Source organism: Streptomyces sp. YJ-C3 (genome assembly GCF_053891275.1).
In genome coordinates this window covers 3,629,764-3,651,317 of the sequence record NZ_CM132685.1, presented here as the reverse complement: position 1 = coordinate 3,651,317, position 21,554 = coordinate 3,629,764, and the positions used below count along the sequence as shown (strand labels likewise).

19 protein-coding genes and 3 pseudogenes are annotated in these 21,554 nt (G+C 69.4%); 15 read left to right on the top strand and 7 right to left on the bottom strand.

Features of this window, described 5'->3' with window-relative positions; genetic code table 11:
• Window positions 1-211 precede the first annotated feature (211 nt).
• A pseudogene (locus tag ACVHNB_RS16055) lies at window positions 212-385 on the top strand (peroxiredoxin); the annotation flags it as partial.
• A 35-nt stretch (window positions 386-420) separates the two neighbouring features.
• Here the strand turns inward: ACVHNB_RS16055 and ACVHNB_RS16050 are convergent.
• A pseudogene (locus tag ACVHNB_RS16050) lies at window positions 421-764 on the bottom strand (transposase family protein); the annotation flags it as partial.
• A 513-nt stretch (window positions 765-1,277) separates the two neighbouring features.
• On the opposite strand from ACVHNB_RS16050, the gene ACVHNB_RS16045 reads away from it, so the two are divergent.
• The 7 genes from ACVHNB_RS16045 to folE all read left to right on the top strand — a co-directional run bounded on the left by ACVHNB_RS16045 (window position 1,278) and on the right by folE (window position 7,353).
• On the top strand, window positions 1,278-2,108 hold the full coding sequence (locus ACVHNB_RS16045) for a class I SAM-dependent methyltransferase (protein WP_456228419.1): 831 nt from the start codon (window positions 1,278-1,280) through the stop codon (window positions 2,106-2,108).
• Window positions 2,109-2,418: 310 nt separating this feature from the next.
• Window positions 2,419-3,138 carry a 7-cyano-7-deazaguanine synthase gene (locus ACVHNB_RS16040; protein WP_428950486.1) on the top strand — a complete coding sequence of 240 codons (720 nt, stop codon included), beginning with the start codon at window positions 2,419-2,421 and terminating at the stop codon, window positions 3,136-3,138.
• 113 nt (window positions 3,139-3,251) lie between these two features.
• Entirely contained in the window at window positions 3,252-4,511 is a 1,260-nt protein-coding gene (gene ectB, locus ACVHNB_RS16035) for a diaminobutyrate--2-oxoglutarate transaminase (protein ID WP_428950487.1), read from the top strand.
• 37 nt (window positions 4,512-4,548) lie between these two features.
• Window positions 4,549-5,550, top strand: a complete 1,002-nt coding sequence (locus ACVHNB_RS16030) for an isopenicillin N synthase family dioxygenase (protein WP_428950488.1) — start codon at window positions 4,549-4,551, stop codon at window positions 5,548-5,550.
• Between the two features lie 55 nt (window positions 5,551-5,605).
• Window positions 5,606-5,968: a 6-carboxytetrahydropterin synthase QueD gene (gene queD, locus ACVHNB_RS16025; protein WP_428950489.1), complete on the top strand. Its 363-nt coding sequence runs from the start codon at window positions 5,606-5,608 to the stop codon at window positions 5,966-5,968.
• A 169-nt stretch (window positions 5,969-6,137) separates the two neighbouring features.
• Window positions 6,138-6,767, top strand: a complete 630-nt coding sequence (locus ACVHNB_RS16020; RefSeq protein WP_456228894.1) for a 7-carboxy-7-deazaguanine synthase QueE — start codon at window positions 6,138-6,140, stop codon at window positions 6,765-6,767.
• Window positions 6,768-6,774: 7 nt separating this feature from the next.
• The gene (gene folE / locus ACVHNB_RS16015) at window positions 6,775-7,353 is read left to right on the top strand and encodes a GTP cyclohydrolase I (RefSeq protein WP_428950490.1); all 579 of its coding nucleotides are present in this window, start codon (window positions 6,775-6,777) and stop codon (window positions 7,351-7,353) included.
• A 161-nt stretch (window positions 7,354-7,514) separates the two neighbouring features.
• Here folE and ACVHNB_RS16010 read toward each other — a convergent pair whose 3' ends face one another.
• Window positions 7,515-8,063 carry a helix-turn-helix transcriptional regulator gene (locus tag ACVHNB_RS16010; RefSeq protein WP_456228418.1) on the bottom strand — a complete coding sequence of 183 codons (549 nt, stop codon included), beginning with the start codon at window positions 8,061-8,063 and terminating at the stop codon, window positions 7,515-7,517.
• A 768-nt stretch (window positions 8,064-8,831) separates the two neighbouring features.
• Between ACVHNB_RS16010 and ACVHNB_RS16005 the strand changes: the two genes are divergently transcribed.
• From ACVHNB_RS16005 to ACVHNB_RS15980, 6 genes and pseudogenes are all read left to right on the top strand, one after another.
• Window positions 8,832-10,112, top strand: a complete 1,281-nt coding sequence (locus ACVHNB_RS16005; RefSeq protein WP_456228417.1) for an ATP-grasp domain-containing protein — start codon at window positions 8,832-8,834, stop codon at window positions 10,110-10,112.
• 4 nt (window positions 10,113-10,116) lie between these two features.
• Window positions 10,117-11,340, top strand: a complete 1,224-nt coding sequence (locus tag ACVHNB_RS16000) for an MFS transporter (protein WP_456228416.1) — start codon at window positions 10,117-10,119, stop codon at window positions 11,338-11,340.
• A 140-nt stretch (window positions 11,341-11,480) separates the two neighbouring features.
• Window positions 11,481-12,530, top strand: coding sequence for an amino acid ABC transporter permease (locus tag ACVHNB_RS15995; protein ID WP_456228415.1), 1,050 nt, complete (start codon window positions 11,481-11,483; stop codon window positions 12,528-12,530).
• Window positions 12,527-13,291 carry an amino acid ABC transporter ATP-binding protein gene (locus ACVHNB_RS15990; RefSeq protein WP_456228414.1) on the top strand — a complete coding sequence of 255 codons (765 nt, stop codon included), beginning with the start codon at window positions 12,527-12,529 and terminating at the stop codon, window positions 13,289-13,291. The genes ACVHNB_RS15995 and ACVHNB_RS15990 overlap by 4 nt, the downstream gene beginning before the upstream one ends.
• Before the next feature lie 46 nt (window positions 13,292-13,337).
• The gene (locus ACVHNB_RS15985; protein WP_456228413.1) at window positions 13,338-14,303 is read left to right on the top strand and encodes an ABC transporter substrate-binding protein; all 966 of its coding nucleotides are present in this window, start codon (window positions 13,338-13,340) and stop codon (window positions 14,301-14,303) included.
• 176 nt (window positions 14,304-14,479) lie between these two features.
• Window positions 14,480-14,656, top strand: a pseudogene (locus ACVHNB_RS15980) (transposase); the annotation flags it as partial.
• Window positions 14,657-15,028: 372 nt separating this feature from the next.
• Here the strand turns inward: ACVHNB_RS15980 and ACVHNB_RS15975 are convergent.
• The 4 genes from ACVHNB_RS15975 to ACVHNB_RS15960 are packed head-to-tail and all read right to left on the bottom strand — an operon-like array spanning window position 15,029 to window position 18,897.
• Window positions 15,029-15,487, bottom strand: coding sequence for a MaoC family dehydratase (locus tag ACVHNB_RS15975; protein ID WP_456228412.1), 459 nt, complete (start codon window positions 15,485-15,487; stop codon window positions 15,029-15,031).
• 48 nt (window positions 15,488-15,535) lie between these two features.
• Entirely contained in the window at window positions 15,536-17,059 is a 1,524-nt protein-coding gene (locus ACVHNB_RS15970; protein ID WP_456228411.1) for an acyl-CoA synthetase, read from the bottom strand.
• 11 nt (window positions 17,060-17,070) lie between these two features.
• A complete protein-coding gene (locus ACVHNB_RS15965; RefSeq protein WP_428950500.1) occupies window positions 17,071-17,952 on the bottom strand; it encodes an amidohydrolase family protein in 882 nt (293 codons plus the stop codon).
• A gap of 33 nt (window positions 17,953-17,985) precedes the next feature.
• Window positions 17,986-18,897: an SDR family NAD(P)-dependent oxidoreductase gene (locus ACVHNB_RS15960; protein ID WP_456228410.1), complete on the bottom strand. Its 912-nt coding sequence runs from the start codon at window positions 18,895-18,897 to the stop codon at window positions 17,986-17,988.
• Between the two features lie 112 nt (window positions 18,898-19,009).
• Here ACVHNB_RS15960 and ACVHNB_RS15955 point away from each other — a divergent pair, with 112 nt between their 5' ends.
• Window positions 19,010-19,882: a PaaX family transcriptional regulator gene (locus ACVHNB_RS15955; RefSeq protein WP_428950502.1), complete on the top strand. Its 873-nt coding sequence runs from the start codon at window positions 19,010-19,012 to the stop codon at window positions 19,880-19,882.
• A gap of 46 nt (window positions 19,883-19,928) precedes the next feature.
• On the opposite strand, the gene ACVHNB_RS15950 is transcribed toward ACVHNB_RS15955, so the two are convergent.
• A complete protein-coding gene (locus ACVHNB_RS15950) occupies window positions 19,929-21,401 on the bottom strand; it encodes an amidase (protein ID WP_456228409.1) in 1,473 nt (490 codons plus the stop codon).
• Between the last annotated feature and the right edge of the window lie 153 nt (window positions 21,402-21,554).

Sequence of the window (21,554 nt, the reverse complement as noted above, 5' to 3'; positions counted from 1 at the left end):
ACACCTGGACCCGCACTTATGAGTCGCAAGTTTCGTCAGCTGTAGCCAGCTTTAGCCGGACTGATGCTGACCCAATGCTGACTTTCGTAACGCCCCGTCAGTTCCAAGTCGACGCCCGACCTCTGTCCCGCTCCGGCCGCCTGAGCTCGTGCTTCTGTAGCCAGAGCCGAACCGCCGCGCTCAAGGAGCAGCGATCCAAGCGGCACAGAGAGGTGTGGTGCGCGGGCAGTTCGGTGTGGCCCGCGGTTTCGGCCCGCTGCCGACGAAGCGGGCCACTTTCGTCATCGGCACGGACCGGCGCGTACTCGAAGTGGTACGCAGCGAGTTCAGAATGAGCGCGCACGCGGACCAGGCCCTGGCGGCCCTGCGCAAGGCCGCTTCCTGAGGTTTACCTAGAGGCTGTCCCGTATGGGGCTGGAGTTATCCAGTGAGGGCGATGTTGTGGGGGTGTGCGACACCGAGCATGGCTTGGTGCACGCCGTTGCCCTTGAGTCGGCAGTCCCGCAGGATCTTTCAGTTCTTCAGGCGGGACAAGGCGTGCTCGACACGCGCCCGGGCCCGGCGGTGGACCGCGTTCTCAGCCTCCTGTGCCGGGCTCAGGCACTGTTGATCTGGACGTCTGCGGTGCGGGATGAGCAGTCCGGTTCCTTGGTAGCCGCCATCCGCGATCACGGGAACACCGCGGCAGGCCGCATCGACGCCGGACACGGTGAAGGCCCGGCAGTCGTTCGGCTACCGGGCAGTGGATCGCCGATGGCCACCACCCGCGTATCCCTTCTCGGTAGACAGTGAGCGCGCAGGACCGTATCCGGCTCATGCTGTGGGACCTGAAGCACGGAACAACAGCCAGGCATCCTGCCCAGATCATTCCGACCCCGGTCCCGCCGACTCCGGTCTCCTCGGCGGCGAATCCCGCGGGCAGTGAGGGAGGGCCGCGATGCTGATGGCCGCGATCACCCGGCCGTCTTCCTCACGCACCGGAGCCCCTCCAGTTGGAACCGCACTCGGCCTCCGGCGTCGACGGCAACGTCGCCCTGAGCCATCAACAGCAACAGCAACAGCAACAGCAACATCGTTGTGGGAGATATCGTGCCGTGCTGCCCGCCGGTGACAGCCGCGCCGCCTCCCCTCCCGCCCGAGGCCGCCGCGCCGGTCACGGCACGCACGGCGTCCGCCTGCGCAGTCCGACCAGCCTCGGCTCATGCCCGCTCGGGCAGTGGGGGTGACTTTGTGGTCGCCCTCCGGACCGCGCAGGTCCGAACGGTGGGCCCTTCAGCATGGAGCGGGCGCTCGACAGCATGGACCGTTCCACACCTCGACGGTTGAGCGAAGGGCAGATCATGGCGGAGCAGCAGGGGTTCTACTCCAAGGTCGCCGAGAAGTTCGGTGGGTACTCCAGCGGTGCGCGGCGCACCACCTCCTATCCACAAGGGGATCCGGAGGAGGAATTCGATGCCCTGGTGCACGAACTCGGCTCGGCTACAGGCAAGTTGCTGGATGTCGGCTGCGCCGATGGCCTGAACCTGCTGGGCCTCGCCCCCTCGTTCGGGCGAGTGGACGGGCTGGATCTGTCCCCGGAAATGCTGGCGTCGGCAGAACGGCACCGGGCCGCATCGGGACTGGACCATGTCCGATTCGCCGGCGGGGACGCCTCGGCCACCGGCTTCCCCGCCGGAACCTTCGATCTGGTCACCTCGCGGCGCGGTCCGTTGTTCCCGGAGGAGTTCCGCAGGGTGCTGCGCCACGGCGGATCAGTGGTCTACCTGGGTATCGGTGAGCGGGATGTGCGGACGTTGAAGGAGACGTTCGGCCGGGGCCAGTTGTACGGACGCTGGGCCGGGACGCCAGTGGCGCTGGAGGAGCGTCGCAGGCTTGAGGACGCGGGTTTCACCGTCGATTACGAGCGCGAGTTCTCCTACGACGAGTTCTTCCACACCCCTGAAGATCTGGACCGGTTCCTGCAGATGGTGCCGATCTTCGAGGACTACGACACCGAGTCCGATCGCGAGGCCTTCGATCGCTACGTCACGCGGGCGACCGCGCAGGAGGGCATCCACCTGGCCCGGCACTGGTTCGTTCTCCGGGCCCAGCTCACCGCCGAGGACTGACCGGCCAGAGCACGACGAAGGCCCGGACACACCCATGGTGTCCGGGCCTTCGTCGTGCTCTGCGCGGCTGTCGCCCCTCGACGGGCTCCGCGTGGCCGCGCCCGCTCTCGCGCCGACGAGTGTCCGCTCGGCCACCCGATGTTGTCCGTCCGGCGGGCACGGCTGCACGAGAGGACAACGGGCAGATCTTGGGCGCCCGTACCGCCGGACATGTCCCCCACCGCCCCCGGCGACGCAGCATGGGTGACGGCGCCGACGAGACCGGGCGGCCGGTCACCTTCTTGGTGCACTGACGAAGTGAGGACGACACGTGTCAAAGATCATTGCGGTGGTGTCCGGCGGAATCGACTCCGTCACCATGGCGTACCAGTTGCGGGCGCAGGGCCACGACCTGCACCTGCTCGGCATCGACTACGGGCAGCGCCACCGACGCGAACTCGACTGTGCCCGGCTGGTCGCCCGCCGCCTCGACGCCCCGTACGAGGAAGCCGATCTCGGCGGCGCCCGCGGAGTACTGCGCGGCTCCTCCCTCACGGACTCCGCCGTCGATGTCCCGGACGAGGGCACGGGTGGCGGCGGGCCGGCCGACAGTGACATCGCGGTCCCCGGCCGTCCCAACATCGTCCCCAACCGAAACGCCCTGTTGCTCTCAGCGGCGTTCGCGCTGGCCGTCGTGGAGCGGGCCGAAGCCGTCGCCTTCGGGATCATGGCGGAGGACATAGGTCCATCGGACACATCGCTCGAGTTCCTGGACGCCTTCCTCGCCATGGAGCGCATCGCGACCCGCGGTCACGCCCACCCGGACCTGGACCTGATCGCGCCCCTGGCCCGGCTGCTCAAGCGTGAGGTCATCACCCTCGGCGATCAGCTCTCCGTGCCGTTCGAGGACACCTGGACCTGCTTCCGCGGTGAGGAGGTGCACTGCGGGAGGTGTGCGTCCTGCATCGAGCGCCGCGAAGCATTCACCGCGGCCGGTGTCCACGACCCCACCGTCTACGCCGCCTCAAGAGCGCCCTCGGCGTCGGCTTGAGGGCCTTTCCCCGCTGAATTGCGCCCCGGGCGGAGCGGCTCTTCCCACCCTGCTTCGCAGGACCCTCGTTCCCTCACCCGCCTCGACGCGGGGGTATGCACGAAGGACATCTGATGAACGTGTTCGAACAGATGGAATCCGAGGTCCGCAGCTACAGCCGTACCTGGCCAGTGGTGTTCGACCACGCCCAGGGAAGCTGGCTCTACGACGAGGACGGCCGCCGCTACCTGGACTTCTTCGCCGGCGCCGGCGCACTGAACTACGGCCACAACCCGCCCGTTCTGAAGAGGGCCCTGATGGACTACATCGCCAGGGACGGGATCGCACACTCCCTGGACATGTTCACCGTCGCCCGGCGCCGTTTCCTGACCACGCTCCACGAGACCGTCCTCGCGCCCAGGGCACTGGACTACCGCGTGGTGTTCCCCGGCCCCGGGGGAACGAACGCGGTCGAGGCCGCACTCAAACTCGCCCGGCGCGTGACCGGTCGCACCACCGTGGTCGGCTTCACCAACTCCTTCCACGGCATGACGCTCGGCGCCTTGGCTGTGAGCGGCAACGCCGCCAAGCGGGCCGCGGCCGGCGTACCACTGGGGCATGCCGTCTCCATGCCCTACGACGGCTACCCGGGCAGCGCCCCCGAACTTCTGGACCGCATGATCGGCGACAGCGGGAGCGGACTCGACAAGCCCGCCGCCGTGATCGTCGAGACGGTGCAGGGCGAGGGCGGGGTACAAGCCGCGGAGGACGACTGGCTGCGCGCTCTGGCAGCGGTGTGCCGCCGCCACGGGGTGCTGCTGATCGTCGACGACGTGCAGATGGGCTGCGGTCGGGTCGGCCCGTTCTTCAGCTTCGAGGACGCCGGCATCGTGCCGGACATGGTGTGTCTGTCCAAGTCGATCGGCGGCTACGGCCTGCCGCTGGCGCTGACGCTGATCCGCCCCGAACTCGACGTCTGGAAGCCCGGCGACCACAACGGCACATTCCGTGGTGTGGGCCCGGCGTTCGTGACCGGCGCCGCCGCACTGCGTGCCTACTGGTCCGGCAACGACCTGGAGAAGGCTGTGCGGCGGTCCGGCGAACGGCTCGCCAGCGCGCTCGGTGAGATCACCCGTGGGCACCACGACGGCGTGCCCACCGTGAAGGGACGGGGCCTGGCCGCGGGGCTCGACTTCCGGTCCCACGGTGACAGGGCCGGCGCCATCGCGGCCCAGGTGTCCGCGGAGGCGTTCCGGCGCGGGCTCCTGGTCGAGACATCGGGAGCGGACGGCTCCGTGGTCAAGCTCTTGCCGCCGCTCACCGTCTCCGACGCCGAGTTGGACCAGGGCGTCGACATCCTCGGAGCGTCCGTCGACGCGACTCTTCACGGCTGACGAGAACGAACACCGCACCGTACGAAAGGAGCCCCCCATGAACAGCGCCATCCCGACCGTCGACCTCGGCGCCTGGCCCACTGCCTCCGACCAGGAGCGGCAAGCCACCGCCACGGCACTGGACCTGGCCCTGCGCGAGACCGGCATGTTCCTGCTGAAGGGACACGGCGTGCCGCGCCGGGCGATGGACGAACTCCGCGCACAGGGCCGGGAGTTCTTCGCTCTGCCGCGCGAGGCGAAGGAGCCCTGTGCCATCGGCGCCCCGTACGAGAGCGGCTGGCTGGAGATGCATCCCGGCGGAGGTGTGGGGGTGCCTCGCGAGGAGGGCGAGGAGCCGATGGCGGCGCCCGACCTGCACGAGTCCTTCTACGCCGGCCCCGCGTACCGTTCGGGCGACGAGGCGATCGACCGCTACTGCTACCCGCGCAACCGGTGGCCCGACGCGGTGCTGCCCGGACTGCGCCGGGCCACCGAGGCCTACACCGCTCACATGGAGCGCGTGGCTCGCGGCGTGAACACACTGTTCGCCGAGGTGCTGGGACTGCCCGGGGACTTCTTCACCCGCCGTGCCGGTCACGCCACGTGGACCCAGAACGTGAGCTGGTACCCGTCACTGGCCACCGTGGGTGCGGTGGCGAGCGGGCAGCTGCGCAACGGTCCGCACACCGATCTCGGCGCCTTCACCATCCTCAGCCGTCAGCAGGGCGTGGGCGGTCTGCAGGCCTGGAACGAGGCCGACGGCTGGTTCGCGCCGCCGTACGACCCCGAGGCGCTGGTGGTGAACCTCGGCGATCTGATGGAGCTCTGGACGAACGGCCGCTGGCGGGCGCTGCGCCATCGCGTGCTGGCGCCCAGTCCGAGCGCCCCTCACGAGGAACTGCTGTCCTTGGTGTTCTTCTTCGAGTCCGACCCCGACACGCTCGTCGAGCCGCTGGCCCCGCCGGTCGGCGGGGACTCCGCATTCGCTCCCGTCATCTCGCGCCGCTCGGTGCTGGAGAAGCTCGGTGTCCTCCCCGACGCCACCGCGTCCTTCTCGTGAGCGCCCCCGGCCACCCGGGGCGCCCCGTCCTCAGAAGAAAGGTCTCCCTCCCGTCATGACCCTGCGTATCACCAAGCGTTTCGAGTTCTCCGCCAGTCACCGGCTCGACGGCCTGCACGAAGACCACCAGTGTGCGCGGCTGCACGGCCACAACTACGCGGTGGAACTCGAACTGAGCGCCGAGCAGCACGAGTTGACGCCGGTCGGGTTCGTCCGCGACTACGGCGACCTCTCGGTGTTCAAGAAATGGCTCGACGACACTCTGGATCACCGCCACCTCAACGACGTCGTCGACCAGAACCCGACCGCGGAGAACCTGGCGGTGTGGATGTACGCGCAGTGGGAGAAGGACTTTCCCGAGCTGACCTCGGTCCGCGTCTCCGAAACGCCCAAGACGTGGGCGGAGTACCGGCCCTGACCTCCGGGCCCGCTCCCTGCAGTCCTCGCCCTCACCCGCAACCGGCGCATGCCCGAACTGAAGAGGAGGTGGTGCCCCGTGGAACCGGAACTCGTCGTCAACGAGATCTTCGGCCCCACTTGAGGCCGTCCAAGGAGAAGGACGGTCGCTCGGCCGCAGATGCGGCTTCCTGCGGCTCGGCGGCTGCAACCTGTCCTGCCGCTGGTGTGACACCCCCTACACGTGGGACTGGCAGGGCGTCAGCGACAGCGGCGTCAGCTACGACCCCAAGGTCGAGTTGCACCGGCGGCCGGTCTCCTCGGTCGCCGAGGAGCTGACGGCTCTCGGGGTCGACCTCATCGTCATCTCGGGCGGGGAGCCGCTCAGTCAGCAGGCACGGTTGCTGCCCCTGGTCGAGACGCTGCTGGGCGCGGGGATGGAGGTGGAGTTCGAAACCAACGGAACCCGCGTCCCGGACAGCCGGCTGGTGCGGCCGGGTGTGCGTTTCAACGTCTCGCCGAAGCTGGCGCACTCCGGAGATCCGGCCCGACGGCGCATCGTGCCGCAGGCGCTGCGCCAGTTCGCCACCACGCCGGGCACCACGTTCAAGTTTGTCTGCCGCACCGTCGCGGACCTTGACGAGGTGAGTGTGCTCGCCGCCGACTTCGGCATCGAATCCGTCTGGGTCATGCCCGAGGGACAGAGCCCGGACGACATCGACAAACACATGCAGGAACTCGTCTCCTCGGTCATCGACCGGGGATGGAACGTGACCACCCGGCTGCACACGCTGGTCTGGGGACACAAGAGAGGTGTCTGAAGTGACCATGAACACTGTCGAACCGCGGACCGGGGACGAGGAGAGCGGGGACGATCCGCTGGTCGATCTCGCGCACCGGCTGCTCAAGGAGATCGGTGAGGATCCCGATCGGGACGGGCTGCGGCAGACGCCCGAGCGCTTCGCTCGCTGGTGGCGCGAGTTCGTCGACTACGACCCCGGGACCATCGACACCCTCTTCGAGACCACGACCACCAGCCAGATGGTGGTGGTCTCTGACATCCGGGTGTGGTCGCTGTGCGAGCATCACCTCCTGCCCTTCAACTGCTCGATCGACATCGCCTATCGCCCCACGAGCCGCCTGCTGGGCCTCTCGAAGTTCGCCCGCGTGGCGCACCGCCACGCTCACCGCCTTCAGGTGCAGGAGCGGCTGGTCACCGGCATAGCCCAGGAGGTGGCGGACGTCACGGGCGCCCGGGACGTGGCGGTGCTGGCCAAGGGCGAACACCTCTGCATGACGATGCGCGGCATCAAGACTAGCGCCGAGATGACGTCGACCGCGTTCCTGGGCGCGTTCGGCGACGACAGCGCGCTGCGCGGTGAGTTGCTGGCGCTCCTGCGGTCCTGACACGTCGCCGGGCTCCCGGCCTGCGGCGGTCCGCGGCGGACCTCTTGGTTCGTCGTGGACCGCCGCAGTCCGTTGTCGCCGACCTGCCGGCGCACCTGTCGGGGTCACACGTGTGGGCTCTCACGTGGGGCGGCGCTTGTGCGGAAGGTCGGGGCGATCCGTCACAGGTAGCCCTCGCGGATCGCGTAGGCCACGGCATGTGCCCGATTGCGCAGGTGCAGGCGTGTCATGGCATCGTGCAGGATCCCTTTGATGGTGCGCTCGGAGTAGCTGAGCTTCTCGGCGATCTCCTTGGTGCCCAGGCCGTGCGAGACCAGCTCCAGGACGTTCAGTTCGCGCCCCGTGGGACGGCCGGTCGCCACGGTGCTCAACACCGTCCCCTGCGCTTGGCGTTCGAGGTGGGCAAGGAGCCGGTGCAGGAGGTCTCCGGGCATGTCTCCCTCGTTCCTGGCCGTCGCCTCGATCGCCTTCACCAGCCGCGCGGGGGTGGCCTGGTGACGCCAGACGACGGAGGAGATCCTGGCTTCGATCACCAAGTTCAGCCGCTCCTCTTCCAGTTCGCCCGCCACCAGCACGACGCGTTTGCCGTAGTCCGTGGCCAGCTTGCGGAGTTTGGCGACGGACTCCGCGTCCAGCTCGTGGTCCAGCACCAGCGCCACGGCCTGGGTGGGATCGTCGAGAGTTCGGCTCGGATCGGATATCAGCGTCATGGAAGGCCGGTGCCCTATGTGGGCGACGACTCCGGCACGGGTGAGCGGGTCGCCCCCGTGCAGAACGACGGAGATGACAGACGCCGGTCTTTGTGCCATGTGGTCGGTCGGCTGCTCCTGCAGCAGGCGAAGAGGTGCGTCGCTGCACAGGGTGGGGTAGCGCCGAGACATGTACGTCCTTTGCTTTCAAGTGGATCCGGTGAATCCCCCGTACTGCCCGCAGATGCTAGGCGCCGACAGCCCCGTAGTGGACTGGCGACTGATGGTTACCTTTCAAGTTGACGTGAAACGTCGGATCGTGGCTGGAAGTGTTGGATGACCTCACCACAACTGCCCTGCCGCAAAAACCCGTTAGCCCTATCAGTCTTGGTCATATACACAGCCGCACGGTGCCGCGGAGTTTGATTTCCGTTGGTTTCGGGTTCCTTGAGCACACATTTTGCGCCGCCCCGAATTCGGAGCGGCGCAACTTCCGGACATCAGGGTCACTGTCGGCACGCCTGCTCGACAGCGTTGTCATCTTGCCCGGACGACCGGCCGTCGAACCTGTGCGTGCGCCCCCGAGACGGCCGGCTGCATTCCGGCCGGTGGCAGAAATCCGGATGCGGCCTTAAGGGCGGGGGCTTCTGCACGAGCGGGCAGTCGTACCGCCCTTTCAGACCGTCTCCGGGTACGTGCCCCCGGGCTCCGCCCAACGGACAGAATTCCCAGACAGCGCAGGGCCGTTCGCGAGAGCGGCGGCCGTCCGAGCATCGAGGAGAGGCGCCCATGACCATCAGCGCACCCGCGATCATCCTGATAGACCCGGTGCGGCAGGGACGGCCCTTCAAGGCGGCTGCCCGTGACCTCGGCTTCTCCGTCGTCTCCCTCTACACACACGACTACCTGGCCTCCCTGTCCGGGCACGCGGAGGGTGACGATCTCAGTCTGTACCCGGCCGACCCGCACGAGGCGCACCGCCTCATCACCGCCGCCGGCGTCGATGCCCGGGCCGTGGTGCCCTGCCTGGAGGCCGGGGTCCACCTCACCGATGTGCTGGCCGACCGGCTCGGCCTGCCGGGCAACGACCACACCCTCGCCTGGGCCCGCCGGAACAAGGCAGCCATGCGTGAGCACGCGGCACAGGCAGGCGTCCGGATCCCGGAGTTCCGGCTCGTCCGTTCGCGGAACGACATCGCGGCCGCTGCGCACGAGGTGGGCTTCCCCGTGATCGTCAAACCCACGCTGGGGGCAGGGTCACAGGGCGTGCGTGTCTTCTCCACCGCCGCCGACCTCGACGCCCAGGGCCCACCCGTCACCCACGACGTGTACCGCGAGCCCGTGCGCGAATGGCTCGTCGAACGCTACGTGCGGGGGCGCGAGTTCGCCGTCAACTTCTTGAGCGCGCACGGCGAGCACCGCCTGGTGGACATCTGGGAGTACCTGCGGCCCGACGACGCCGACTACGACTTCCCGCTGTGGGACATCGTCCAGATCGGCCCGGAGCACCCCGACTTCGCCCGTGTCGAGACCTACACGCGCGGCGTGCTGACCGCCTTCGGCATCCGGCGCGGTCCCAGCCACACCGAGGTCAAGTGCGCCGACGACGGCGAGTTCCTCATCGAGGTGGGCGCGCGGCTGTCCGGGGGCCCCGCCGTCGACCTGTGGATCGCGCACGGCGGACTGCGACCCTTCCACGACACGATCGCCTGCTACCTCGGGCAGCGCCCGGCGCTTGTCGAGAAGCCCGTCGTCTTTCCCGTCCGGTTCGGTTCTGCCGTCGTGCACAACGAGCAGGGCCCCGGCCCGCTCGTCGCGGTGCACGGGGCCGAGGAGGCGGCCCGCCTGCCCGGAGTCGACAGCGTGGAACTCGGTTACGCGCCGGGCGAGCACGTACCCGCCACACACGACAACGTCAGCATCCCCTTCAGCGCCGCGGTCCACGGTCCCGACTCCGACGCGGTCCTCGCGACACTGGCCCGCATCAGGTCCCTGGTGCGGGTGGAGACGCGGCCCGCCGCAGCCGTGGACGGCACCGACGCCGCGACCGCGGCCTCCTCACATGCCTGAACCGATGTCCCCGGACTCATCGGCCCACACCTCCACGCCCGCACACCCGCCCGTGGGCCTCGTGGCCACCTACCGGGAGATCCTGGCCGCCCCGGGGGCCACCCGGCTCGCCGTTGCCAGCCTGGTGTCCAAGTGGCCGATCAGCATGTTTCCCGTCAGCACGCTGCTGTTCGTCTCGCCGGTCTACTCCTACGCCCAGGCCGGCGCCGTCGTCGCGGTGATGCTCGCCACCAACGCGGCCGGCAGCCCGGCTCGCGGCCGCCGTCTCACCCGGCACGGAGCACCCGCGGTGCTACGGACCTGTCTGGCCGGTTATCTGGCCGGGCTGACGGGGATCGCGGTGGCCGCGGCCGTCTCCGCGCCTTTCGCGATCGTCCTCGCCGCAGCGGCGCTCATGGGCACCTTCTTCCCGCCGGCCAGCATTCTGCTGCGCTCCCACTGGACCGCGGTGGACCGCGGCCGCGGCCGCTCCTCCGCCAACGCCCTGGAATCCGCCCTGATGGACCTGTCCCTGATCACCGGTCCCCTCATGGCCAGCTGGCTCAGCACCTCCCTCAGCCCCGTGCTCCCCCTGGTCCTCATCGGTTTGCTGATGACGCTCGCGATCGTCCTGCTGTCGGGTCTGGCGGACCACGCGACGCCGTCCGCGCCGCTTCCCCGGCACGGACGCCGTCTGGGGGGCGCTGCGCTGGTGAGCCTGTTCGGCACACAGTTCTTCTTCTGCACGGCCCTGGCGGCCACGGAGGTGTCGCTGCCCGTCTACGCGCAGCAGCAGAACGCGGCCGCCTACAGCGGCCTGCTCCTGGCGGGCCTCTCCGTGGGCAGCATCATCGGCGCTCTGGTTCTGGGCAGACTGCCCGGCTCCGGCATCACCCGGCTGCCGGTACTGCTCCTGCTGCTGGCCACCGGCACGAGCGCGATCGGCGCGGCCATGTTCCTGGGCCCCCTGGCGGTGGCCGCGGTCAGTGTCCCGGCCGGCCTCGCCACCGGTTCGGTCTTCGCCCGCTTCTTCACCGACCTTGGAGCGGCGACACCGCCCGGCGCCGACCACGAGGTACAGGGCTGGGCCAACAGCATGACCACCGTCGGATTCGCCGCGGGCTCCTTCGGTGGGGCCGCACTGGCCGATGCGCTCGGCACACCGGCCCTCCTGCTCTGCTCCCCCGTCGCCGCCGCCGTGGCCGCGTCGCTGGCGACATGGTCCGCGACGGCCCGGCCCCGGACCTGAGGCGACCCGCGGGACGGCCGTGCGGTCCCCTCCCCGCAGCCGCCGGGAGCACCGCCGCGCGAAGGCCGCACACCACAGACCACGGACCGGCACGAACGCCGGTCGCTCCCGCACCACCGGCAACCGACAAGGAGTACGCCATGGCACGCCGAACCGATCCCCCGCCCACGGAGGGGGCGCCTCGCCGGAGCGACGCCGACGCCGTCACACGTACCCCCGACCCCGTCGCAGACCGCGCCGCCGAAAGCAAGACGCTCGACGGGACCGAGACGCTTCACGTGGTACCCGCTCGTCACTGCGCCCGCTGGGTCGCGTCCCTCGCTGTCCTGGTGCTCACGGCACAGTTCGCCCACGGCCTGCTCACGAACCCGGTCTGGGAGTGGCAGGTCTTCTCGTCGTACCTGCTGTCCGAGGCGATCGTGAACGCGGTCGCCGTGACCCTGCAACTCACCCTGTACGCCACACTGTTGGGCTTCACGCTCGGCACGGTGCTCGCGTTCATGCGGCTCTCGCACAGCCCCGTGCTGCGGACGGTCGCCTGGACGTACATCTGGGTCTTCCGCTCCATCCCGATGATCGTGCAGCTCGTCTTCTGGTTCAACCTGGGCGCTCTGTACCGGGAGTTGGGGGTCGGCATCCCCTTCGGCCCCGTTCTCGTCTCGGTGGACAGCAACACGCTCATCGGCACAATGGGAGCGGCCGTCATCGGGCTGTCACTGCACCAGGCCGCCTACTGTGCGGAGATCGTGCGAGGCGGTGTCATCGCCGTGGACCGCGGGCAGTGGGAGGCCGCGGCCGCCCTGGGCATTCCCCGCCTGCGCCAGATACGCCGGATCATCCTGCCGCAGGCCCTGCGCTCCCTCCTGCCCACGGCCGTCAGCGAGATCATCAGCCTCCTCAAGGGCACCTCGGTGGTCTACGTCATGGCCATCGGCGAGCTGTTCTACCAGGTGCAGGTCATCTACAGCCGCAACAGCCGGGTGATCCCGCTCCTGCTCGTCGCCACCACGTGGTACGTGGCCCTGACGTCCGTCCTGTCGGTGGCCCAGTACTACGTGGAGCGGCGGCTCGCCCGCGGCCTCGACCGCACTCCGCCACCCACTCCCCTCCAGCGCGCACGGCGTGTTCTGCGCGACCTCACCTCTGGCTCGCGTCAGCGCGACGCCCTGGCGATCGGCAGCCCCCGGTGAGCGACCTGACCGTGGACGTGCGAGGCGTCCACAAGAGCTTCGGCACCCTTCAGGTCCTGCGCGGCGTGGACCTTCAGGTGCGCACCGGGGAAGTGGCCGCCCTTCTGGGGCCGTCGGGCTCGGGCAAGTCGACGCTGTTGCGGGTGGTGAACCATCTGGAGCGGGCCGATCAAGGGTGGGTCACCATCGACGGCGAGCTGATCGGCTACCGCAGATCCGGCACACGTCTTCACGAACTCGCGGAGAAGGAGATCCTGCGGCAGCGCGCGAAGGTCGGCTTCGTCTTTCAGAACTTCAACCTCTTCCCCCATCTGACCGTCCTGGAAAACCTCATGGAGGCGCCTCTCGCCACCGGGCGGGCACGTCGCGCGGAATGGTCGGCACAGGCGCACGCGCTGCTGGAGCGGGTCGGCCTCGCGGACAAGGCCCACACGTATCCGCGCCGGCTGTCCGGCGGTCAGCAGCAACGGGTGGCGATCGCTCGGGCGCTCGTCCTGAAGCCGAAAGTGCTGCTCTTCGACGAGCCCACCTCGGCACTCGACCCCGAACTGGTCGACGAAGTGCTCGACGTCATCGAGGACTTGGCCCGCGCCGGCACCACGATGATCGTGGTCACGCACGAGATCGAGTTCGCCCGGCGGGTGGCCGACACCGTCGTCTTCATGCACGACGGCGTCATCGTCGAACAGGGTCCCCCCTCCGCGGTCCTGGACGACCCGCGGCACCCGCGAGCTCGCTCCTTCCTCTCCAAAGTCCTGTAGCACCTTTCGTCCTGCAGTCCCGCTCTCGAAGCCTCAAGGAACACGTGTGTCTCGTCTCCGCTCCGTACGGGCTCTGGCCGTGTCGCTCTGCCTCACGGCTCTCGCCCTCTCCTCCTGTGCCAACCCTCCGGACGCCGACTCCCCCAATGGCAGGGCGTCCGACGGCGTCGGCGACATCAGCAAGGAAGCCGGCCTCCGCCCCCTACGCACGCACCGGACCGAAGCGATCGCCTCGACGGTTCCGAAGGCCGTCCGGGACCGAGGGACTCTGGAGGTCGTGACCTTCGCCGGTCTCGCGCCTCCCCTGAGCTTCTACGCGACCGACAACAAGACCGTCATCGGCATGGAGCCGGATCTCGCCCGCCTCGTCGCCGACGTCCTGGGGCTCGACCTCCGACTGCACACGGTGTCATGGGAGAACATGTTCGTCGGCCTGGACAGCGGCAAGTACGACGTGGCCATCGCCAACATCACCGATACCGAAGAGCGCAAGCGCAAGTACGACTTCGCCTCCTACCGCCAGGACAAGGTGGCCTTCGAGGCGCTGAAGGGGAGCGAGCTGACTGTGCGGGGCCCGAAAGACGTGGCAGGCCGCACCGTCGCGGTGCATCCGGGGACCAACCAGGAGAAGCTGATCACGCGGTGGAGCAAGGACAACACCCGCGCGGGCAGGAAGCCGGTGACCGTCAAGTACTACCAGACCCAGAGCGATGTCTACCTGGCCCTGCGCTCGGGCCGGATCGACGTCTACCTCGGCTCCAATCCGTCGGTGGCCTACCACGTCGCCGATGCCGGCCAGACCGAGATCGTCGGCACCTACTCCGGGGCGGGGCCCGGCCGCGAAGGCTGGATAGCCGCCACGACCAAGAAGGGCAACGGGCTCGCCACTCCCCTGAGCCGGGCGATAAGCGAACTGATCGACAACGGTACCTACGGCAAGGCCGTCAAACGCTGGCACTTGGCAGGCGAGGCGGTCACCGCATCCCAGGTCAATCCCCCGGGACTTCCGTAGCGCGCCACCTCAGTCCTCACCAAGGGCCGCACCGGAGACGGTGACGGGCAGGGCTATGGTCCTGTCCGGACCCGCACCGGCCGAGGGCAAGCAGACTCGGGGAGGGGTTGACCGGATCCTCTCAGGCCCCACTGACAAGCAGCTTGCGCAGATGCCAGTACCGGGTCGTGCTCCTGATGCCGGCCGAACCAGTGCGTGGACGGCGGTGCGCTGACCAACGCCGCACGTTGGAAGCGATTGCGTGGAAGTACCGCACTGCATCGCCCTGGCCGGAACAGCGTCAACTCCATGCATTCCAGACCGCTCACAAGCGCCCGCTCCGCTGGGCCGCCGATGGGGCCTGGCAGCGGATCCCCGATGCCCCTCACCCTCTGTCCCGGGAAGCCGGCGTCCGGGAGCCGACCATCCACCCCATCCGGTCCCGCTCGCTCCCTCCTCTCCCCCCGGCACGTCAGCCGCAGCATGCCCTGTACCGGCGCCACCAGACCAAAATCCGGACCAACTCCGGACCAGCCCTCGACCGAAGGCTGCGCCAACTACCGTTTTGCCTGGTCGACATGGGGGCAACTGCTGTACCACCAGCAGACGAAGAACCTTGTTACTCGTCATGGTGACGTGCCGGGTTCTGAAGCTCGCCCGACAGCCCTACGAACCGCTGGCTGAAGAGGCCGGTGACCAAAGCCGGAACGAAATGGCACCATCTGAAACGGCACTGCGGCGTACCGCTAAACGTAGTGGCGGTACACCGCCTGTGCGACGCACGCCGGCTTGGCGCCGCCCTCGGTCTCGACAGTGAACGTCAACCGCATCTGCACCCCGTCGCCCTTGACCTCCTCGACGGAGTCGACGGTCCCGTGCAGCCGGATCTTGGCGCCGACAAGGACCGGACTCGGGAAACGGACCTTCTCCAGGCCGTAGTTCACGCTCATGGTGATGCCGGAGATCTCCAGCAGGTCGCTGAACATCGGGATGATCAGGGACAGGGTGAGATAGCCGTGGGCGATGGGACCGCCGAAGGGGCCGGCCGCGGCCCGCTCGGGGTCGGTGTGGATCCACTGATGGTCTCCTGTGGCGTCGGCGAAGGTGTTCACCCGGTCCTGGGTGATCTCCAGCCAGGCCGTACGGCCGAGGTCGCGGCCGCCCAGTGTTCTGAGCTCGTCGAGCCCGCGCGCGGTGGTGGGCATGAGGGGTCCTCTCGAAAGGCAGATGAGTGAGGGGGTGCTGCGGCTGGCTCAGGAGAGCTGATCGCTCGCCTGCAGCCGAGGCTTGATGATCTTCCCGGAGGCGGTTCGGGGCAGCGCGTCCGTGAAGGCGAGCGATCTGGGGATCTTGTATTTGCCGAGCCGGCCGTGCAGGAAGGCCAGCAGGTCCTGCTCCCGTGCCCGGGCACCGGCCTTCAGAACGACGACCGCATGCCCCACCTCGCCCCAACGGGCGTCCGGTACGCCGATCACGGCGCACTCCTCGATCGCCGGGTGGGCGAGCAGCGCGTTCTCGACCTCGGCCGGGTAGACGTTCTCGCCGCCGGAGATGAACATGTCCTTGACCCGGCCCGCGATGTACGCGAAACCGTCGCCGTCGAGACGGGCCAGGTCGCCGGTGCGCAGCCAGCCGTCGTCGGTGAACGCGTCGGCCGTCGCCTCGGGCCGTCCCCAGTAGCCGGTCATGACGTGGGGTCCCTGGACGAGGATCTCGCCGGTCTCCCCTTCGTCCGCGTCCCGGCCGTCGGGCAGTACGGCGCGCATGTCGGTGAAGAAGTGCGGGACGCCGGCGGATCCGGCCTTCTCACGGACCTGCTCCCTGTCCAGGTAGAGGACGCCGGGGGCGGCCTCCGTCAGTCCGTAGCCCTGGCTGAACGACAGACCGCGCGCCAGGTAGGCGGCGATGGTGCGGTCCGGGACGGGTGCGCCCCCGCAGTTGAGGTGGCGCAGGCCGGAGAGGTCGGCGCTCGCCCAGCCGGGCGCAGCCGTGAGCGCGTCGTACATGGCAGGGACGCCGAACAGGTAGGTCACCTGCCGGGTCTCGATCAGTTCGAGGACGCGGTCGGGGTCGAACGCACCGAGCAGGACGACTTTCCCGCCCTTGAGGATGGTGGGCAGGCACGTCATGTTGAGGGCGGCGGTGTGGAAGAGCGGGGCGGTCACCAGGGTCACCTCGTCGCCGGCGATGTCGGTGTCGACCAGGACGTTGACGCTGTTCCAGACGATGTTGCCGTGCGAGAGGACTGCTCCCTTGGGGCGGCCGGTGGTGCCCGACGTATACATGATCATGCAGGGGTCGTCGGGTGACACGAGCTCGTCCAGGTGCAGGTCGGACGCGGCGGCGAGCAGTGTCTCGTACCCGAGCGCGTCCGCGCACGGTGCGCCCAGGGTGATGCGGTGGTGGACCCCGGCCCCGGTGGCGGCCGTTTCGGCGGTCTCGGACAGCTCGTGGGAGTGGACGAGCACGCGACTGCCGGAGTCGGTGAGGTTGAAGGCGAGTTCGGGAGCGGCCAGACGGGTGTTGAGCGGCACGAACACCGCGCCGAGCGCGCCGACGGCGAACAGGGTCTCCAGGAACGACGGATGGTTGGGGCCGAGATAGGCGACGCGGTCCCCGCGCCGTACGCCCAGCTCCCGCAGCGCGTCGGCCAGTCGCAGGACACGACGGTGCAGTTCCGCGTACGTCCACTGCCGGTCCTCGTGGACGACGGCGACGCGGTCGGGGGTCTTGCGGGCCCGGCGGGCCGGCCAGGAGCCGATGCCTTGGTCGAGCATGGTGACCCCCTTCAGTCCTTGCCGAGACCCAGCAGGCGGGCGGCGTTCTCCTTGAGGATCTTCGGTCGCACCTCGGGCTTGATGTCGAGCCGCTCGAAGTCCGCCAGCCAGCGGTCCGGCGTGATGACGGGGTAGTCGGAGCCGAAGAGGACCTTGTCCTTGAGCAGGGTGTTCGCGTAGCGCACCAGCTGCGGCGGGAAGTACTTCGGCGACCAGCCGGACAGGTCGATGTGGACGTACGGCTTGTGCGTGGCCACCGCGAGCGCCTCGTCCTGCCAGGGGAACGACGGGTGGGCCAGGATGATCCGCAGCTCCGGGAAGTCCACGGCGACGTCGTCGACGAGCATCGGGTTGGAGTACTTCAGGCGGATACCGCCGCCTCCGGGCACGCCGGCGCCGATGCCGGTCTGCCCTGTATGGAAGAGGGCGGGGACGCCGAGTTCTTCGATGGCCTCGTACAGCGGGTAGGCCAGGCGGTCGTTCGGGGCGAAGCCCTGGATGCTCGGATGGAACTTGAAGCCGCGCACCCCGTACTCCTCCACCAGGCGCCTGGCTTCGCGCGCGCCGGCCCGTCCCCGGTGCGGATCGATGCTGGCGAAGGGGATGAGTACGTCGGAGTGGGCGGCGCAGCTCTCGGCGATCTCTTGATTGGCGATGCGCGGATGCCCGGTGGCGTGCTCGGCGTCGACGGTGAACACCACGGCGGCCATCCGCCGCTCCCGGTAGTACGCGGCCATCTCGTCGATGGTCGGCTGCCGGTGTCCGTGCGCCTTGAAGTAGTCCGCCGAGGCTCCCAGCAGGTCGGGGCTCAGGGCTGTGTGGCCGTCCTTGGAGATCTCCGCGTGCGTGTGTACGTCGATCGCGACCAGTTCGTCGAGGTTGGGCGACGTCATCGTCGGCTCACCTTTCGTCGTACGAGTGTGAGGTCAGACCCCGACGGGCTTCGGGGCGGGAATGCCGTAGGTCTGCGGCTCGCGGCCGACGGACACCGGCCAGGCCGCGGCGATCGCGTCGGCACTCCAACCTCCCTCTGTGTAGGCGCTGTTGACCTCCTGCGGGTGTGACCACAGGGCCAGCTTGTCGCCGCCGATGCCGATGCACTGGCCGGTGACGTCGGAGGCGGCGTCGGAGGCCAGGTAGACGACGAGCCCCGCGACGTCCTCGGGGGTGCCGAAGCCCTCGCCCTTGCGCAGCTGGTCCGGCAGCGGCTCGCCACGCGTCTCCAGGGCGTCGACGTGAGCGGCGAACGCGGGGATGGTGCGGGTCATTCCGGTGGCCGCGACCGGTACCAGCGCGTTGGCGGTGATGCCCGCCTTGGCCAGCTCCATGGCCCAGGTACGGGTCATGGCGGCGATGCCGGCCTTGGCCGCGGCGTAGTTGGTCTGCCCGAAGTTGCCGCGCTGGCCGGCCGGGGAGCAGGCGGTGATGATGCGGCCCCCCTCTCCCTGCTCGCGCATCCGCACGGCTGCGGCCCGGGCGCAGGTGAAGGTGCCCCGCAGGTGCACGTCCACGACGGAGTCGAAGTCGTCGTCGGACATCTTCCACAGCACCCGGTCCCGCAGGATCCCGGCGTTGGTGACCATGACGTCGAGGCGGCCGAAGGCGTCCACGGCGCGCGACACCAGCGCCTCGGCGGCTTCGGTGCCGCCGACCGGAACGACTTCGGCGACCGCGCGTCCGCCGGCGGCGGTGATCTGCCGGACGGCCCGGTCGGCGCTCGCGGCGTCCACGTCGTTGACCACGACCGCCGCGCCGGCCGCGGCCAGTGCCGTGGCGTAGGCGAGTCCGAGTCCCTGCCCGCTGCCGGTGACGACGGCGACCTTGTTCGACAGATCCATGTGCACGGTCCTTTGTCGGAGGGAGGGGGGATGATGCGTTTGACGTTAGGCAGTTCTACGACTGTCGTCAATACTCTGCCGAACATTAGAGGGAAGCCCTACACTGACGCCCGTGACCAGGACAGACGTGAATTCCGTGAGGGACGAGGAGGACGGGCCCGCGACCGCCGCGCGCCCGCAGTCGCTGATGCTCAGTTTCTTGGGCCTCTACGTTCTGGGGCGCGGCACCGCGGTCTACTCGGGCAGCGTCATCGACGTGTTCGCACGTCTGGAGGTGTCCGAGGACGCGGCGCGCTCCACGCTGGCCCGCATGGTCAAGCGCGATCTGCTGGTCCGTCACCGGCGCGGCCGCAAAATGTACTTCGGGCTCACCGAGCGCGCCGTCGACGTACTGCGGGACGGTCACGACCGGATCTGGAGCGGCTCGGTCGTCGAGCCCGACTGGGACGGCACCTGGACCCTGGTGGGTTTCTCGCTGCCCGAGAGCCGGCGCAGCCTGCGCCACGATCTGCGCTCGCGCCTGGTGTGGGCCGGTTTCGGTCCGCTGCAGAACGGGCTGTGGGCGGCACCCGGCCGGATCGATGTACCCACCGTCGTCGCCGGGCTCGATCTGGACCGTCATCTCAATGTGCTGCGGGCCCAGGCGGCCGAGCCGACCGAGGCGGCACACCTCCTCGACCGGGCCTTCGACACGGCCGCCATCGCCGCGCGCAGCCGCGCCTTTCTGGCGGCGTGGGACACGCCCCGGCCGATGCCGGCCGCGCCCGACGATCTCGCCCGGCAGTTGCTGCTGCACACGGACTGGCTCCAACTGGTGCGGTCCACACCACGGTTGCCCGCGGATCATCTTCCGGAGGACTGGCCCGCGGTCCGCGCCGAGCAGGTGTTCCGGAAGTTGTCCGCCCAGTACGACGGCCCTGCCGGGCAGGTGGCCGACGCCGTCCTGGACGTTGTTCCCGCCGACACGGCCGCCGGTCCGGTCTGACGGTCGCAGGGTCCCGAACGGGCTCGGCCCGAACGGGACCGGCCCCTCATCCCCGGCCGAGCGGAAGCGGCGGTCGCAGGTCGGGCGCGCCGTCCTCGATGACCTGTGCGGCATCGAGGATCCGGTCCTCCGCGAAGCGTCCGCCGATGAGCTGGACACTGACCGGCAACCCGTCGTCGAGGATCGACGGCACCGTGACGGCCGGGAACCCCAGGACGGGAACCGCGGCCATCGGCCACTGGGCGGCGACGAGTTCGGCAGCCCGCTCCGGTCCCGCGATGTCGGCGTCCTGCTCGAACGGCAGCTCGGCGGAGACCGGGGTGAGCAGGATCCGGTCGCTGCCCAGGAGTTGCTGGAGCCGGGTGACGAGTGTGGCCCGGCGCGCCCAGCCCTGGATGTAGGTCTCCAGCCCGGGGCGCTCCCCCCACTCGTTCGCCGCCGCGGCGAAGGAGTACGCGAGCGAGGTGCGGATGTCCTCGTCGCCGACCTTCTCCACCAGCGGCAGCATGGGCCGGAAGTCCTCGTAGATGAGGAGTGACCAGATGCGCGCGGCCTCCGCCAGCAGGGGAAGTCCGTCCAGCTCCTCGACCTCGTGGCCGGCGGCGGTGAGCCGGGCGACGGCCTCGTCGATGGCCCGCTCGACGGCCGGGTGGTTCTTGACCGTGCCGATCCCCCGCACCACGGCGACCGCGGCCTTCACTCCTTGCGGCAGACGGGCGGGCGCGACGGGTATGCCGACCGGATCGCGCAGGTCGGGCGCCGTCATGACGTCCAGCGCGAGTCTGGCGTCGGCCACGGTCCGGGCCAACGGCCCCTCGACCGCGCACATCTGGACGGTGGGCGGGAAGTCGATCTGCACCCGGCCGGCCGGGGTGTCGGCGTACGCGGGCGGCATCCATCCGGAGACCCGGCCGACGGTGGGCCGGATGCCGACGACTCCGCAGCAGGCGGCTGGATAGCGGATCGAGCCGCCGATGTCGTTGCCCTGCGCGATCGGCGTCATGCCCGCGGCAACGCTGCTGGACGCGCCGCCGCTGGAACCGCCCGGCGTGCGCTCCGGATCCCAGGGGTTGAGGGTGCGGCCGTGCAGGTCGTTGGTGGAGAACCAACGGTAGGAGAAGGAAGGGGCGTTGCTCCGGCCGAGGAGCACGGCGCCGGATTCGCGCAGCGCCGCCACGCACGCCGCGTCGTCCTGCGCGGGAGGTCCGGCGAGAGCGGCCACCCCATGGCTGGTGACGTGGCCCCGCTGATCCGTGTTGATCTTGGTAGACACCGGTACGCCGTGCAGCGCGCCGAGTTCGGCCCCCGCGGCGACGGCCTCGTCCGCGCGGCGGGCATCGGCCAGCGCCTCCTCGGGGCGCAGGTCGACCAGGGCCGCGAGGCGGGGGTTGGTCTCCTCGATGCGGTCCAGGCAGGACCGTACGACGTCGACGGACGAGACCTCGCGGGTACGGATCGCCGCCGCCAGATCGGTGGCCGTGCGCTGCCACAACTCGGCTGCGGGGTGCTGGTTTTCCATGATCGCCTCTCACCTCTGAGAAGGGGGGTGCCCGCGCCTCACGAAGAACCGGCCGCGTGCGGGGAGAGTCGGAGGAGGACCACTCCGACCAGAAAATGCAACGGCGTCATACAACAACGTTGCATCGCGTGCTCAGACTCATCCCCCACCAGC